The sequence below is a fragment of the Deefgea salmonis genome (assembly GCF_020531905.1).
GTDB lineage: Bacteria > Pseudomonadota > Gammaproteobacteria > Burkholderiales > Chitinibacteraceae > Deefgea > Deefgea salmonis.
Genome location: NZ_JAJAWG010000001.1, coordinates 117016 through 133654, shown reverse-complemented (window position 1 = coordinate 133654; position 16639 = coordinate 117016). Strand labels below are relative to the sequence as shown.

Below are 16639 nucleotides of genomic sequence, written 5' to 3'. Positions count from 1 at the left end.
CTGGAGCAGTCTCACCTATAATGATGGTTTAGCAAACCGATCAAATAAAATAAGATATATCAGGATTAATTTTGTTATTTATTTTTCAATCAAATAATATACACTCCCTCTGTCTTCCAGCCGAGAATTTCCTTCTAGTACATTAAAATAACAAACAATCACCTTATCAAAAAGCCTTCTTATCATGCAATCAAACGATTCAACACTATACCGGCTACCCCAATTCCAGCCAGGTGCAGGGGATTCAAAATAATTTTCATCAGTTGTTGCTAAGGACACTACATTTTGTACAATAAGGAATTTATTAGCTTTTTCAAAAGAAAGTTTTAGTATCTCTTCAGGATTGCTGACATGATATAAACCGCCCAAATTTGCGATAATATCAGCCTTTGGAAGTTCCATATCTGGAGTTATTTTCCTGTTAATAAAATCTACATTGTGGATACCGAGTAAATCTGCAATCTCTTCCGCATTTTTAAAAAAACCTTGGCTATCATCATCAATACCAATGCATTGGTTACAGCCAAGTCTAGATGCCATCATTGCATAATATCCATCCGCACAAAACATTTCCATAAATGAAACAGAATCTGTTGCTGCTTTTCTTGAGTGAGCAATTGCAAGGGCTATATATGCGGAAATAATAGGAGATTTTGATTTCTGATTTAATTCAAAAATACCCGGTAGTTGCTCATTATTCACCCCAAAAAATGAGTACTCGTGGTATAGCGGCCCAAGCTTTTTAAGAACATTTGATTCGTCATAGGTAATTTCATTGATATTAGACATACTATAGATGGTCCCCAGAAGCTGACATTAAATGAGACTCTTGTAAAACGAGTTAATTCTATCGTGAAAACTTATTATCACTGATTCCTATCTAAACACTACTTTCTCACTAGCTTTACTACGGCAATAATTTGTATTTTTTATTCCGTTGCAACGGACTACCTAAGCAATTTAGATATTCAAGACCCTCACGATTATGCAATTTTAAGCAATGCATTCACCCTGACAAACTTCAAGGTCTTTGTTTGTTTTTCTAAACTTATGGTGGTTTTTAAACCATTTTTTTACGAACAACCAGTAATTACGACACATTGCACCCCAACTGAAACGCTAGATTTTTGCCCCCCCATAATCTAGTAAAATTCATCCTTACCATAAAGACAATCAATACAAGAGCCAAAAAAATGAAACACCAATCAATTTTTATTATCAGTTTATCTGCACCTTGCTCCTAGAGAAAATACATTTAAAGACCCTTAACAAACATAACAATTTCAAAAGCCTTCAACAAATATAAATAATATATTTGTTGAACTATTATTCGCCCCACAAAAAAGAAGCAAGAGCATAATTTTTATAAATGGCGTTTAAAACGATAGCACTGACCGTGAGCCCCTCCTAACCTCTATAAATTTTATTTCTTACCTCGCTTTCAATTGCTGATTTAAATAGTTTTTTACATATCTATCTTAATAAAAACAAAAGGGCACTACCAGAAGTAGCGCCCTTTTGTTTCATTCATTACTCACATTTACTTTGCTTGGCAAAAATCTTTCAAATAAGCCGTAAATTCCTCACCCACCTCGTGGTGTTTCATCCCCAACTCAACCGTCGCTTTCAAAAAGCCGATTTTGCTACCGCAATCGTAGCGGGTGCCTTCGAGTTTGTGGGCGAGGATGTGTTGCTCTTGCATTAAGGCAAAGATGCCGTCAGTAAGCTGGATTTCGCCGCCTTTACCCGGCTGCACGTGCTGCAAGTGATGGAAAATCCGCGGGGTAAGGATATATCGGCCAACAACGGCCAAATTTGACGGGGCTTCTTCCGGTTTTGGTTTTTCAACGATATTACCAATACGCAAACGGCCAGCGTGCTCAGACACTTCAACAATGCCGTAGCTGCCGGTTTCTTCCATCGCTACTTTTTCCACCCCGAGTACCGAGCAATGCGTATCGTCAAATACGTCGACCATGCGTTTCATTTCTGAGACGCCATTGCCGTCGATTAAATCGTCGGCCAAAATCACTGCAAATGGCTCATCACCCACCACTGGCTTCGCGCACAATACCGCGTGTCCCAAACCCAAGGCTTCAGGCTGACGAATATAAATACACGTCACCGATTTAGGAATAATTCCGCGCAAGATTTCGAGCAATTTGGTTTTTTGTTTGGCTTCTAAATCCGCCTCTAACTCACCGGCTTTATCAAAGTGATCTTCAATACTGCGTTTATGCCGACCGGTGATAAAAATCATTTCGGTAATACCCGCTGCCAATGCTTCTTCTACCGCGTATTGAATCAACGGTTTATCGACGATCGACATCATTTCTTTGGGGCTGGCCTTGGTGGCAGGCAAGAAACGCGTCCCCATGCCGGCGACAGGGAACACGGCTTTGCGGATTTTTTGCATGGAACTTCCTTGTTGAACAGGTGACGCGATCAAGCCTAGGCGCAAAGCGGCGCCCATCACTTGATCGGATTGTTTTTGATTGAGTTCATCCGGCCACTGCGAAACCGCAGAACGCCCCAAGCCCAAGGCTTCGGCGAGACGGGTTTGTGAACCAAATAATTGTAGAACATCAGACTTACGCATGGCGTTATGTTTAATCATTTAAACAGCAAAGTCAACACTTACCATGACTTAAAACTTGTTTATTTTTTTAAACAAAATGTACATAGCACTTGCTGCTTGTCGTGAGGCCAATGATAAACCGGCTGCTGATCGTATTTTTGCTTCAGAAACCGACAAAAAGCGTGGTATTTATAGTCGCAGCCTCGCCCGCGAAGGAGAACCAAACAAGAAAAACCTGCGCGAACAAGCCCGCTCCTACGCGCTTCTGATGCCAAGGCCGCAACAGGAAACGACTTATCTCTGACTCCCGCGCTTAAACAGATTTTAAGCGCCAGCTCAACCAGCACAGCATCAACCCGCGATCTGAACAAAGCCAAAAATCATCAGGTATATCACTGCAGTCTTTACCAACAAACAGCCACCGTCAGATACCCTAGCTCAACATCTCAATCAGATCAGTCTCACTCAACACTGTCACGCCTAATTCTTCGGCTTTTTGCAATTTACTGCCCGCCGCCTCACCCGCCACGACAAAGTCGGTTTTTTTCGACACACTGCCCGAGACTTTGCCGCCTGCGGCTTCGACCATGGCTTTAGCTTCATCGCGGCTTAATGTCGGCAATGTACCGGTGAGCACGACCGTTTTTCCAGTCAACACGCCTTGCGCCACGGCATCTGCCTCAGGCAGCGCAGCCAATAATTCGGCGCGCAGGGTATCGAGCTGCGCCAGCACCTGCGCCGCCGGCGTTGCCAGCCAAGCCATTAAAGACTGGGCGACATCGAGCGGCAAACCCACGTCTTGCAAACGACCAAGGCTAAATCCGGGCAAATCGGCCAAGTTTGTGAACGATTGAGCCAGCGCATTACACCGCGCTGCGGTTAATTTAGGGATTTCCAATGCCGCCAACATCGCCGCTGGCGTGAGTTTTTCGCGCAAAGCCGGATGCGGCGCATGCTCGCCTTGCGGCGCTACGCCCAAAGCCAAAAAGTCATCCATCACTTGCTGGTTATGCGGCTCGGCCAAAAATTCGGCCAAAGCGGCGGCGACGGTGCTGCCAATATCGGGCAATACGCGCAACAAAGGCGCAGGGGCGTGGCGAATTCGCGCTAGGCTGCCCAACCAATCGGCCAGCGTTTTGGCGGTGGACTCACCCACATGGCGAATGCCGAGCGCAAAAATAAACCGCGCCAACGGCGGGCGTTTACTGGCTGCGATGCCCGCCAATAAGTTTTCGGCCCATTTACTGGTGACTTGCCCGGCTTTAACGCTTTCTGGCGTGACGCCATCGCGCTCATCGGCGCGGCGCTTCATCGCCAAAAAGTCGTCCAGCGTTAAACGATACAAATCGGCCAAGCTGGTGACATAGCCCAAATCCACCAAATTATCGATATAGCGCTCGCCGAGGCCGTCGATATCCATCATGCGGCGCGAAGCAAAATGCCGCACCGCTTCTTTACGCTGCGCCGCACAAATCAGCCCACCGGTGCAGCGCGTGACTGCCTCACCGACCTCGCGCACCGCGTGCGAGCCGCAAACCGGGCATTGCTCAGGCAGTCGATACGCAGGGTATTGCGCTGCAAGCTGCGTATCAAAAAGATCTGCGCCCGATACCTCAACCATCGGCCGGCGCTCGATCACTACCGACACCACTTCAGGAATCACATCACCCGCGCGGCGCACGATGACGGTATCGCCAAGGCGAACGTCCTTACGATCAATTTCATCTTGATTGTGCAGCGTGGCATTGGTGACTGTGACGCCACCAACAAACACCGGAACCAAGCGTGCCACTGGCGTTAAAGCGCCGGTACGACCCACTTGCACATCAATCGCCTCGACGACGGTGAGTGCTTCTTGCGCTGGGTATTTATGCGCCACCGCCCAACGCGGCTCGCGGGTGCGAAAGCCCAACTGGCGCTGCAACTCTAATGAGTTAACTTTGTAAACCACACCGTCGATATCAAACGGCAGCGTGTCCCGCAGTTGTGCAACGCGCTGATGGTAGGTCACCAAACCCTGACCGCCGTGCAGTACTTCACGAATATCGCACACCGGAAAGCCAAATCCAGCCAACGCATCCAGCACCCCACTATGGGTATTGGGCTGCAGATCCCAGCCTTCAACCGCGCCCAGCCCATACCCATAAAATGATAATGGACGCTCGGCGGCAATTTTAGGGTCTAACTGGCGCACCGCACCGGCGGCGGTATTGCGTGGATTGACAAAGGTTTTTTCGCCCAACTCGCTTTGACGCGCATTGAGTTTTTCAAAATCATCGCGCCGCATATACACTTCACCGCGCACTTCGAGCACTTTGGGCCAGTGCGGCAAAGATTGAGCGCCTTGGCTGGCGCGCAGGCGCAATGGGATTTGCTGAATCGTGCGAATATTTTGCGTTACGTCCTCACCCGTTGCACCATCACCACGGGTTGCTGCTTGCACCAAGACGCCGTCTTCATAGCGCAAACTAATCGCCAGACCGTCAAACTTTAATTCGGCGGCGTATTCAATCGCGGGCTCGCTCGCGTTTAAATCCAATTCTTTACGCACACTGGCGTCAAACGCCAACGCGCCTTGCGCCGTGACATCGGTTTCGGTGCGAATCGACAGCATCGGTATTACATGCGTTACCGGCAAAAACTGCGGCAACACCGCCCCACCCACGCGCTGCGTGGGCGAGTCGGCAGTTTTTAATTCGGGGTGTGCGATTTCTAGCGCCTGCAAGGCCTGAAACAAACGGTCGTACTCGGCGTCTGGCACCGTTGGCTGATCGAGCACATAATAAGCATGCGCATACCGATTAAGTTCTTCGCGCAATTGCTCGGCGCGTTGTGCAGTTTCAAGCATGATTCAATTTCCAAATGAAGGACTTCAATAGCAAACGCCGCTTCAACCGAAGCGGCGTTATTCACTCTATACCGAATAAATCAGCAAGGCCAACAGCGTGGCCGGCATTAACCGTTCAGGGTCTGTTGACGCTTGGTTTCCCGCCGCGCGGGATCGATTTTCGCGGCGAATCAAGGCGCAGTAAGCGATACATAGTCATTCTATGTAAGCTTGCTACAACGCAGAGTCACCGCGAAAGCGCCCAGCCTAAGCAAACAAGCGCAGTGCCGCCATCGAGCCGGGCGCAATGCCGCGATCATCCATGCTGGCATACAGGCCACTCAGTTGCTTACGGATATTGGCTAAGCTGGCCGCATTCAGCGGCTTTTGATTGTCATCGACCAAATCGCAGTGCAAGGCCGTCGCCAAGTTTTGTGCAAAATCGGCCAGATAATCAAACACCGCCAAACCACCCGCCACGCGCGGCACGTCAAACAGCAAAGTTAGCCCTTGCGAAGTCGACATCAACGGCGTTTGGTCTTGATTGGCTAAAACAAACAAGGTTTTGCCCGAATCACTGCGATATTGGAACGTGCCATCGGCCTGATGACGCACCAAGCCGGCTTGCTCCGCCAAAATGCGGACTTTTTCCATCGGCAATGGCCGACTGCCAGCGGGAATATTCAAGCCGATCAACACATCGACCGACGCACAAAACTCGTCGAGCTCTGCCGCCAAATTGAGCTTGGCGGCGCGCTGCGGAAAGGTCACCGAAGCATCGAGCGCATCAGCAAATTGCTGTACGCCCATGCAAAAGGCATTCAGTGATTCTTGGCTTAACGCGCCTTGCCGATCAGCCATTTGCAAACCCACGCGCAACTCTTTAAAGCGGCCCCGCGTAGTGCTATTGAGCATTTCCCACTGCTTGTTTTGGTTTAAACCCAAAACTTGAATCCGTTTATTCGCTGGAAACGGCGGCACTTCAGACGCAGAAATCGCATCGGGCGCATGCACTTCGGCAATAAAATCCAACGCTGGATCGAGCAAACTACCGGCTAATACCACTTCATCCACCACCTCGTGCTGCATGGTCAGCGCGGCGGCTACGACCGGTGCAATCGGTGGCGGCGACGAAAAAGTTGGCTCAGTATAGGCTGGCGCAATAGATTCTACCGAGGCTGGCGGCGTATACATCGAGCGATAGGCTGGGGGCATTTCAGGAATGTCATCGGGCATATCGTCGTTTAAGGTCGATTTGCTCGCATTACTCAACTGCGCATCACTCAATTGCGCTTCAGTTAAATCCGGCACATCGTACTCAGCCTGATCTAAGCGATTTTCATCATAAAGTGGCGCGGATTCAGCTGCCAGCGTGGGCTCTAAAATCGGCTCAAGACGCTGGCCATCCCCCTTACGCACCACGTTTTTTGGCGTATTGAGCAACACATCGGGCTGATTGCGCGCAAACGCTTTATTGGCTTGCTGGCGAAAGCGGTATTCTTGCCACCAATTAAATCCGTACACTGCGGCGACAATCCCACCGGCACCGACTAAGGAATAAATCTGCAACTCAGTCATTGTTTTATTTAGGTCTCAACTTAGGCGTAATCAATTTACGCGTTAATTATATTTTGCACCAAGGCAAAGTACCGATCTAGCTCAAATCAATCCCGCACATCAGGCGGTATCATCAGGATTGAGCACCCACTACAAAGGCGATAAATCTAGCCTTCGCTTAGTTAAATTCAGGCTCACGCATTTTTAGCGCGGCTTCAATATCGACTGCCACAATCCGCGACACCCCTTGCTCTTGCATCGTCACGCCGACCAATTGCTGCGCCATTTCCATGGTTAATTTATTGTGGCTAATGTACAAAAATTGCGTGTGCTGTGCCATTTTTTTCACTAATTCGCAAAAACGCAAGGTATTGGCGTCGTCCAGCGGTGCATCTACCTCATCCAATAGGCAAAAAGGCGCTGGATTGAGCTTGAAGAGAGAGAATACCAGACTTAATGCTGTCAGTGCTTTTTCACCACCTGACAACAAATGAATGGTTGCATTTTTCTTACCCGGCGGCTGCGCCATCAAACTCATCCCTGAGTCTAATATTTCATCCCCCGTCAACGTTAGCTCAGCATGCCCGCCGCCAAACAGCGCCGGGAATAACTCTTGCAAATTGACATTGACACTGTCGTAAGTCGACTGCAATAGCGTGCGAGTTTCTTTATCAATGCGGGTAATCGCCGCACTTAACGTGGCCATCGCCTGCTCCAAATCGCGCGATTGTTCGGCCAAATAGCTTTGTCGCTCTTCATTGGCGGCCAATTCTTGCATCGCCGCCAAGTTCACCGCCCCCAATTGGCTCAATTGGCCATTCAAGCGACTAATTTCAGCCGCGTAGGCTTTGACACTGCGCCCCAATAAAGGCCGTAAAGCCGCCTCATCAACCGCCAACTCCAGCACTTCATCGGCGTATCGCGCCAAATTGAGGCGGGTTTCTTGCTCCGTCAAGCGCATTTGCCCCAAGGCATCGCGCTGGGTGGCGGCGGCTTTTTCGGCGCTTTGCTTACTTACTTCTTGCTCACGCAATGTCGTCGCATATTGATTGAGCGCTTCTTTGGCTTGCGTCAATACCCGCTCTTGCTCTGCACGTTGCGCGAGCAAGACTTGAAACTGCGCGTCAATTTCATCGATTTGGATGGCTTGCGCTTCTTGCTCTAGCGCCTGTTTACGCTGAATTTGCTGCTCACGCTGGCGATCAAGGTCAATTTGGCGCTGTTGCAAACCACGGATCTGTTGCGCCTTGTTCACCACCGAAAATTGCGCACTTTGCGCCGATCGCTCTAGCTCCCGCAGCTGCAAACTATGCTGGCTTTGCGACGCCTGAAATCCTTCCTTACTCGCACGAGCTTGCTGCTCTTGCGTTTGCAATTGCAATACAGACCCGGCAAGCCGCTCAATCTCGGCGTCTAACGCCACCGAATGAGTCGTTTCTTCGCTCAATTGCTGGCTGATTTGCGCCAACGTTTGCTGCACTTGATCAAGGCGTGATTGCCGCTGCGCCTGCTGCTCTTGCTGACGACGCCATTCATTTTCTAATGCCGGCAAGGTTTGGGCGCGCTGGGCATATTGCGCTTGGCTTTGCTGCTGCGCTTGCAGTAAGGCGGCGTGTTCGAGCTGCGTTTGCGCCAAGATCGGCCCAAAGCTTTGCTGTGTTTGCTGCACCATATCGAGCGCAGTCGACACTTTGCGTAATTCGGCTTGCCGCAGCAAGCGCCCAGTTTCCGCCGATTGTCCGGCAAAAAAATCAAGGGTATATCGGGTGGCGATATGGCCATCAACCGATACCCAGCTATACCCTTCTGGAATCTCTGATTGCTGCGTCCAAAGCTGCGCCGTATGTTCAACGCAAAGCACCGTACCCAGTAGCGCTTGCAAGCCCGCGTGCAAGCGCGCGTCACTGTTTGCCACATGCTGCCACAGACTCTGCGGATGAACCGGCCCCGTCATTGGCGCGGGGCTTAATACAAACAAGGCACTGGGCGGCGCCGAATCAACGCAACCGAGCCGCCCTTGCATTTTTTGCCCCAACACCGCTTCAACGGCCAGCTCCCAACCGGCCGCTACCCGCAATAATTCACTCAACTGCGGCGCGCCTTGCAACTGACTTTGCGCCAACCACGGCGACAACGCCGCGCTGGTGGTGACGGTCAATACTTCACGTAAGGCTTGCTCACGCGCAGCCAGCTGCGTGACATCGTCTTGCAACTGCTGCGCAGTACTAAGCTGCTGCGCCAACTGCGCGTCCAATACCAAGCGCGACTCAGCGTGCGCGGCGAGCGTTAATTCTAATTCGGCTAATTCATAGCGATAATCGTCAATTTGCTCGGGCAAATCCTCAGTCAACGCCACCGGCGCTAACTGATTTAATTCAGTCTGCAGTTGCTGTTGTTGGGTTTGAAATTGACTGATCTGGCGCTGGACAAATTGCCGCTCTTGCAATTGCAATTGCTGGGCGCTGTGCTCAGCCGCCAATTGCGCTTGGAGCGCTTGCCATGCTTGCTCGGCGAAATGGCGCTCTTGCTCTTGATCTGGCAGGCTTAAACTGGCTTCGGCCAAGGCCATGGCGGCAGTTTCAGATGCCAGTTGCAAATCTGCTTGCTGATCAGTGCAATGCAATAAGGCCACTTGGATGTCGCTGGCCGCTTGCTGCTGCGCCTGCTCATCCCGCTCGCATTGCGCAATTTGCTGCGCCAGCCGCTCGCGATTTTGCTTTAAATGCAGCAAGGTTTGCTCGATTCGTGCCACTTCGGCATTAGCGGCATATAGGTTCGCCTGCGCCGCTTGCAACACATCACTGGCAACAAAATGACTTTCACGCAAACATTCAAGCTGCGCCTCTGCCGCAGTCACCTGCGCCACTGCGGCCTCTAATTGCGTTTGCGCTTGCAGCAAAGCCATATGCGCGGCATCAGCGGCCACCGCCGCGTCGATTTTTCTTTGCAAAGCCTGCAATTGCTCGGCCTGCGATATTTGTTGGCTCAAGGTTTGATATTGCTGGGCGACGCCAGCTTGGCGGCTCAAGGTGTCGATTTGCCGTTGCAATTCAAGTTGAATATCGGCCACCCGCGCTAAATTATCCCGCGTATCGGCGATGCGGCTTTCAGTCTCGCGGCGACGCTCTTTGTATTTAGAGACCCCGGCTGCTTCTTCCAGATATTGCCGCAATTCATCGGGCTTGGCCTCGATAATGCGGTTAATCATCCCTTGCTCAATAATCGCGTAGCCGGACTTACCTACGCCGGTGCCCATAAAGAGCTCAGTAATATCGCGGCGGCGCACCGCTTGATGATTAATAAAATACGATGAATCACCTTGCCGAGTCAGCACCCGCTTAATGCTGATTTCGGCATACGCCTGCCAAGCGCCTGTGAGCAGGCCAGCACTATTGTCAAACACCAGCTCCACTGCCGCCCGACTGACCGCCTTACGCGTGGTCGAGCCATTAAAAATCACGTCTTGCATCGATTCGCCGCGCAATTGCTTGGCCGATGAGTCGCCCAGCACCCAGCGCACAGCATCAATCACATTGGATTTGCCGCACCCATTGGGGCCACACACCGCCACCAACTGCCCCGGAACAGGGATGGTCGTTGGATCAACGAAGGACTTAAAACCAGATAATTTAATATGAGTCAGGCGCACGATAGCTTCAAACAACAGAATGGGCGCATTTTACCTCAGCCATCCAATGCTTGAAGCAAAAGATCCAACTCAAATCCATTCAAGTCGCCTCAAACAGCTCATCACCCCAAAATTACCAACAAACTACCGCCGCACAACAAAACGCCCCAACACATTGTTGGGGCGAAATCTGAACTTAAGCGTCACTCGTACTCACGGTTTACAAGCCTTTTGGTTTACAAACCCTTTACAAACACCCAGGCAATCAAAGCGGGCGCTACCACGGCGCTGGTCAAGCGAAACAGCGGCAACCACGGTGCACGAGCGCCCTGCTGCGTAATCTCGGCACTACTGCGCTGCCAAATCACCCAGCCAACACAAATGGCACTGGCCATACCGCCCAAGGGCAGCAATAAATTGGAAGCCAGATAATCCATCAACTCAAACGTCGTGCGATTAAATAATTTGGCATCTGACCAAATCCCGAATGACAACGCCGCCGGAATCGCCGCCAAAATCACCGCGCACAGGCTGGCAATGACTGCGGTTTTGCGTGACCAATCAAATTCATCAATCAAAAAGCTCACGATCGGCTCGAGCATTGAAATCGACGAAGTCAGTGCCGCTACCAGTAATAAGCAGAAAAAAGCCACCGCAAAAAACTGCCCACCGGGCATGCTCGCAAACACCGCTGGCATGGTGATAAACGTCAAGCCTGGCCCAGCAGCAGGGTCCATGCCAAAAGCAAACACTGCTGGCAACACCATCAAACCGGCCAACAAACACGCCACCACCGCCAATGCCGCCACCCAGACTGCGGCGCTACCGAGCTGAATATCGCGTCCCAAATACGAGCCGTAAGCAATCATCGTGCCGCAGCCCACCGACAAAGAAAAACACGCCAAACCCAAAGCATCAATAAACATACTGTCATTAACCTTGCTCCAATCGGGCGTCACAAACCACATCACGCCTTCCATTGCGCCGGGCAATGTCAGCGCCCGAGCAATCAGCACCAGCATTAATACAAACAATAAAGGCATCAATACCTTACTGACCGATTCAATGCCTTTTTGCACCCCGCCCACTACAATCGCGGCGGTAATGCCAACAAAAGCCATTAAATACGCGATGGAATTCACTGGATCGGCAATCAAGGCCGTAAAGTGCTGGCCTAAATAAGCAGTATCTTTCGCTAGCGCAGCGCCAGTAAGGGCTTCACCGATATACATCAAGGTCCAGCCGCCAATCACACTATAAAAAGAAAAGATCGTAAAAATACACAACAAGCCCATCCGACCAACCCAAGCCCAAGCTGGCCCGGCTAAAGTTCGAAACGCGCCGACCGCCGACAGCCCTGCGGCGCGGCCGATGACCATTTCCGCCAATAGCATCGCAATACCGATCGAAAAAGTAATCGCCAAATACACCAATAAAAATGCCCCACCGCCATTTTGTCCGGCCACGTAAGGAAACTTCCAAATCGCCCCCAAACCGACTGCCGAACCGGATGCAGCAAGAATAAAACCGATTTTTGAACCCCATTCACTTCTTGCCATTGCCCGCTCCATTTAATTATCCGCGCCACATTGGCATACTTACTAGGCTTCGCCTAGGCGTAAAACGTCTGCTTTACAAACCAAGGGCACTACGTTAGACGCATAAAAAAACCCAGGACGGACCTGGGTTTATGTACTGATACATCGGTAATGGTTTAGGTATTTTGAATCACAATCTTCGGGAACTTACTGGAAAAATCCTGCGACTTGGCGGCGATTTTCACTGCCACTTTCCGCGCAATCGCCTTATACAAACCGGCAATTTCGCCATCCGGATCGGCCACCACACTAGGGCGACCAGCGTCGGCATTTAAACGAATCGACAAATCCAAAGGCAATTGACCCAACACATCAATACCATACTCTGTGCCCATTTTTTGGCCGCCGCCTTCGCCAAAAATTGCTTCCATATGGCCGCACTGACTACAAATATGCATGCTCATATTTTCCACCACCCCCAAAATCGGCACGCCGACTTTCTCAAACATTTTTAAGCCTTTGCGTGCATCCAGCAAAGCAATGTCTTGTGGCGTCGTCACAATCACCGCACCGGTCACCGGCACTTTTTGCGACAGCGTCAGCTGGATGTCGCCGGTACCCGGCGGCAAATCGATGACCAAATAATCCAAAGCGTCCCACCGCGTATCATTGAGTAGCTGTGTTAACGCCTGCGTTACCATTGGCCCGCGCCACACCATCGGCTGCTCAGGATCAATCAAAAAGCCAATCGACATGGTTTGTACGCCGTAATGCAAAATCGGCTGGATGTATTTATTGTCGATGGTTTCCGGATGTTGATCGGCCACGCCCATCATCGTTGGCAAACTTGGGCCATAAATGTCGGCGTCCAGTAAGCCCACTCGCGCGCCTTCAGCCGCCAGTGCCAAGGCCAAATTCACCGCCGTGGTCGATTTGCCCACACCGCCTTTACCCGACGCCACCGCGATAATGTTTTTAATGCCTTGCTGCAAGGGCAAACCGCGCGCCACCGCATGCGCGGCAATCACACTACTGACATTCACATTCACCGCATCAACGTCGGCCAATGGCAATAATGCGGCGCTAATTTGCGCCTGCCGCGCAGCGAATTGACTTTGCGCCGGATAGCCCAATACCAAGTCCAAGCTGACGACACCGGCCTGCCATTGCAAGTTTTTAACGCACTTACTGGCAATATAATCTTTGCCGGTATCCGGATCGATTAGCGTGGCCAGCGTTTGGCGTAAAATTTCAAGATTTGCTTCACTCACAACAGGATTTCCTTGGCTAGACACTGCGGCTGTTTGGCCGAGCAATCGATCAAATATCATTTTTTTTAAACTCAAAACATCACCATAAAGTGTGGCGTGATGGCCACTTTTCAAGTAACCCGGCCGCCTTACACATTAAAACTGCTTACCCAACATCATATAAAACCGCGCCTGACGATTGTCACCATACGCAGCGCCAAAATACAAGGGCCCTAAAAAGCTATCGTAAGCCAGATACAGCGAGGCCGAATAATGTAACGTATCGTCCACTCTTTTATCTTGCGTATCAAACACCCCACCAACCTCAAGCGCACCACCAATATAACTGCCAGATAAAAATGAGGTGGCATGTAAATACTGTAAAGAGCCATACACAAATCGATCACCGACCAATTCTTGATAGTTATAACTGGATAAATTCAAAAATCCGCCCAACCATTTCACATCAGCAAACGCCGGTTGCTCGCCATAAGTGGCTTGCCCCTTTAATGTGAAATAAATAGCATCATTTTCAACCGGCAATACTTTGCGATAAACAAAACCATAACGGGCATAATCCTCTTGCTGTTTGCCCGCGCCGAAAGCGTAATAGCCGTAGGCATTAAAATAAGTGCCATTTTTTGGAAAGAAATAATGGTCTAAATTATCATAAAAAGCATTAAATCGAATGCCGTAATCATAATTAGACGACTCTGGAAATACCAACGACCCCACCGAACGATTGCCACGATATTCATTAAATACCGGGCCGATTCTTAATTCGGTATGCGTTGATAATACCGAGCCAAAATCCAAACCCACCGATGACTTGCTGTACTCATATTCGGCCAATTGCTGATCGCCCTGCCAAATCGACAGTGGCCCAGTAAAATAGCGATAATACGTCGCTAAAAACATCGTTTCATCCAGTTGCAAAGGCTGGTACAACTCGGTATGCAACATACTTGAACTACCAATTTGCGCAATGGTTTTCCACTCTGCGCCCAAATCATTGAGCCATGTACGGCGATATTGCGCGCTAATATTCCACGGCTGAGAACCACTAAAATCAGTCGCAAAACTTAAACCAAATTTAAGGTAATTGGGGCCCCAGCTTTTTTCAATCGGCAAAATAGACACCGATTCACCATCGCTGGTTTGGCGCAATTCATAATCTAATTGACTGTGATCGCCTTTAGCGTAAACCTGCATTAAATGACTATGAAATTCATTGGATGCCAATGGCTGATTGATATCAATATTCAGCGCGTTTTTAAGCACCTCAGGATTGACCACATTGGTCGGCGCAACATCGATTCTTTGCACCGGTTTCGGCTGTAAGCGCAACGCCTCTCTTTGTGCTTGCCACGCGGCATATTCATCCACCGAGACCGCATAACGCTGCAACTGCGTTAAAACCCGATTTGCCGCGACTTCACCAGCGTCAATGAGTTCCACCCCTCTTTTAAAGTCACTCGCCGAAATACCGCCAAACTCAGGCGTAATTAACACGTCTTGATCGCTTAAGCTTTTTAATTGTGGCGCGACGTTTTGAATCATCATCAAGCGGGTGTATTGATCGGCCACACTAAACACGTCTTTGATTTGATCGCGTTTTAAAGGGGGAGAGCCGACATCAACCGCAATCACCACGTCGGCACAGGTATTTCGAGCCACATCCACTGGCAAATTACGCACCAAGCCGCCATCGACCAGCATGCGGTTGTCGGTATTGACCGCCGGAAAAATCCCCGGCACCGCCATACTGGCGCGCATGGCCGTCACCAAATCGCCACGATCTTGCACCACCATACTGCCATCTTCCATATTGGTGGCAATCGCCCGATAAGGAATGCCCAGTTGGTCAAAATCTTTGACCGTGCCAGCAAAGGTCAGATCACGTAGAAAAAATTCGATTTTTTGCGTGCTAATGGCCGCACTCGGTAGCTTAATATCGCCGCCATCGCTCAGACCAAACTCCACATTGATCAATGAATACAAATCGTCTTGTTTACGGCGAAAGGTATTGAGTTGACGTGGCAAGGTTGAGCTAATTAAGTCATCCCAATTGGCGCGCACAATCCGTGTTTGCATCTCATTTGGATTGCGCCCAGCCGCATACGCCGCGCCAACCAAAGAACCAATACTGGTACCAATCACGCAATCGACCGGAATGCGGTTTTGCTCTAATACTTTGATGACGCCCACATGCGCAAAGCCGCGCGCGCCACCACCGCCCAGCACTAAGCCAATCCGTGGCCGTTCAGCCAACGCCGGCATGCTCGACAGCAAAAAGGCCAAGCACAATAAAGCCGGTTTAAGGCTGGCGTAGCGCAATTGACGTGTCATTTTCTTCCTATAATTTAAAATTATTGCACCCTCTCTCGAGCCATCATCATGCATCTACTCGCGCATCGCGGCTGTACACAGCAACACCCCGAAAACACCCTCGCCGCTTTTGCCAGCGCGCTGGCTTTAGGCTTTACCGGCATTGAAACCGATGTACGCTGGTCTTTAGATGGCGAGGCGATTTTATATCACGACCGGCTTAGCCCACGCGGCCAAGCTGTCGCAGCACTGACTCGCAAAGAATTATCGCATCAAGCAGGCTTTATCGTCCCCAGCTTAAACGAAGCGCTAGACGCTTTTCCCGATGCTTTTTGGAATATTGAGCTTAAAACGCCAGATGGTTTGGCGTCTATCTTGGCCACTTTAGGCAAAATACAGCATAAAACGCCGATTCTACTCTCTTCATTTTACCACCCACTAATCCAAGAGGCTGCAAATACCCTTGATACGTATCTGGGTCTGCTCTTTGCTAGCCGCCCTTTATCAGTCAATACCCTACTAGAAATCAACTATGCCTCCAGCAAAATTAACACCTTAATCTGGGACTTTGATGTTCTTGACTCCCTCTACCTAGATGAAGCTCGTCGACTGGGCTTTGCCCATTTTGTTTATGGCGCCTCCAATGAAATTGAACATGAATGGTGTCGTAAATTGGCCCTAGCGGGCATCATCACCGATTACCCCGAATGGGTCGGCTTGACGAGCGTGCCCCGCCTGCAATAAACCAAATTGGCCGTCTTGCGCAAAAAATTGACTAATATTTCAAGCCTCTAAGCAATTGAGACTCAAGCAGCAGATAAAATCGTCGATAGCATCAGTGAACCAACCCAAATCATATCTGCCTTATGCTTGCCCATGCTTACGCTGCGATGCCACTAACGTCCGCCCACACCGCCCACCCAGACCCAAGCA

At 50.2% G+C, this 16639-nt stretch carries 10 protein-coding genes; 2 read left to right on the top strand and 8 right to left on the bottom strand.

Annotated elements, in window-relative coordinates; translation table 11 throughout:
* Positions 1-78 precede the first annotated feature (78 nt).
* Positions 79-789: a class I SAM-dependent methyltransferase gene (locus LG219_RS00575; protein ID WP_226762608.1), complete on the bottom strand. Its 711-nt coding sequence runs from the start codon at positions 787-789 to the stop codon at positions 79-81.
* A gap of 751 nt (positions 790-1540) precedes the next feature.
* A complete protein-coding gene (gene galU, locus LG219_RS00570) occupies positions 1541-2617 on the bottom strand; it encodes a UTP--glucose-1-phosphate uridylyltransferase GalU (RefSeq protein WP_373314778.1) in 1077 nt (358 codons plus the stop codon).
* A gap of 37 nt (positions 2618-2654) precedes the next feature.
* Between galU and LG219_RS00565 the strand changes: the two genes are divergently transcribed.
* Positions 2655-2882: an immunoglobulin domain-containing protein gene (locus LG219_RS00565; protein WP_226762607.1), complete on the top strand. Its 228-nt coding sequence runs from the start codon at positions 2655-2657 to the stop codon at positions 2880-2882.
* Positions 2883-3011: 129 nt separating this feature from the next.
* Here LG219_RS00565 and ligA read toward each other — a convergent pair whose 3' ends face one another.
* The 6 genes from ligA to LG219_RS00535 all read right to left on the bottom strand — a co-directional run bounded on the left by ligA (position 3012) and on the right by LG219_RS00535 (position 15727).
* Positions 3012-5426, bottom strand: coding sequence for an NAD-dependent DNA ligase LigA (ligA, locus tag LG219_RS00560; protein WP_226762606.1), 2415 nt, complete (start codon positions 5424-5426; stop codon positions 3012-3014).
* Positions 5427-5672: 246 nt separating this feature from the next.
* The gene (locus LG219_RS00555; RefSeq protein WP_226762605.1) at positions 5673-6983 is read right to left on the bottom strand and encodes a cell division protein ZipA C-terminal FtsZ-binding domain-containing protein; all 1311 of its coding nucleotides are present in this window, start codon (positions 6981-6983) and stop codon (positions 5673-5675) included.
* A 157-nt stretch (positions 6984-7140) separates the two neighbouring features.
* Positions 7141-10611, bottom strand: coding sequence for a chromosome segregation protein SMC (gene smc, locus LG219_RS00550; protein WP_226762604.1), 3471 nt, complete (start codon positions 10609-10611; stop codon positions 7141-7143).
* A gap of 215 nt (positions 10612-10826) precedes the next feature.
* The gene (locus tag LG219_RS00545) at positions 10827-12149 is read right to left on the bottom strand and encodes a sodium-dependent transporter (protein ID WP_226762603.1); all 1323 of its coding nucleotides are present in this window, start codon (positions 12147-12149) and stop codon (positions 10827-10829) included.
* 155 nt (positions 12150-12304) lie between these two features.
* Positions 12305-13399 (bottom strand): iron-sulfur cluster carrier protein ApbC, encoded by a 1095-nt coding sequence (apbC, locus tag LG219_RS00540; RefSeq protein WP_226762602.1) that lies wholly within the window; start codon positions 13397-13399, stop codon positions 12305-12307.
* 135 nt (positions 13400-13534) lie between these two features.
* Positions 13535-15727, bottom strand: coding sequence for a patatin-like phospholipase family protein (locus tag LG219_RS00535; protein ID WP_226762601.1), 2193 nt, complete (start codon positions 15725-15727; stop codon positions 13535-13537).
* Between the two features lie 48 nt (positions 15728-15775).
* On the opposite strand from LG219_RS00535, the gene LG219_RS00530 reads away from it, so the two are divergent.
* Positions 15776-16450, top strand: coding sequence for a glycerophosphodiester phosphodiesterase (locus LG219_RS00530; RefSeq protein WP_226762600.1), 675 nt, complete (start codon positions 15776-15778; stop codon positions 16448-16450).
* Positions 16451-16639 lie beyond the last annotated feature (189 nt).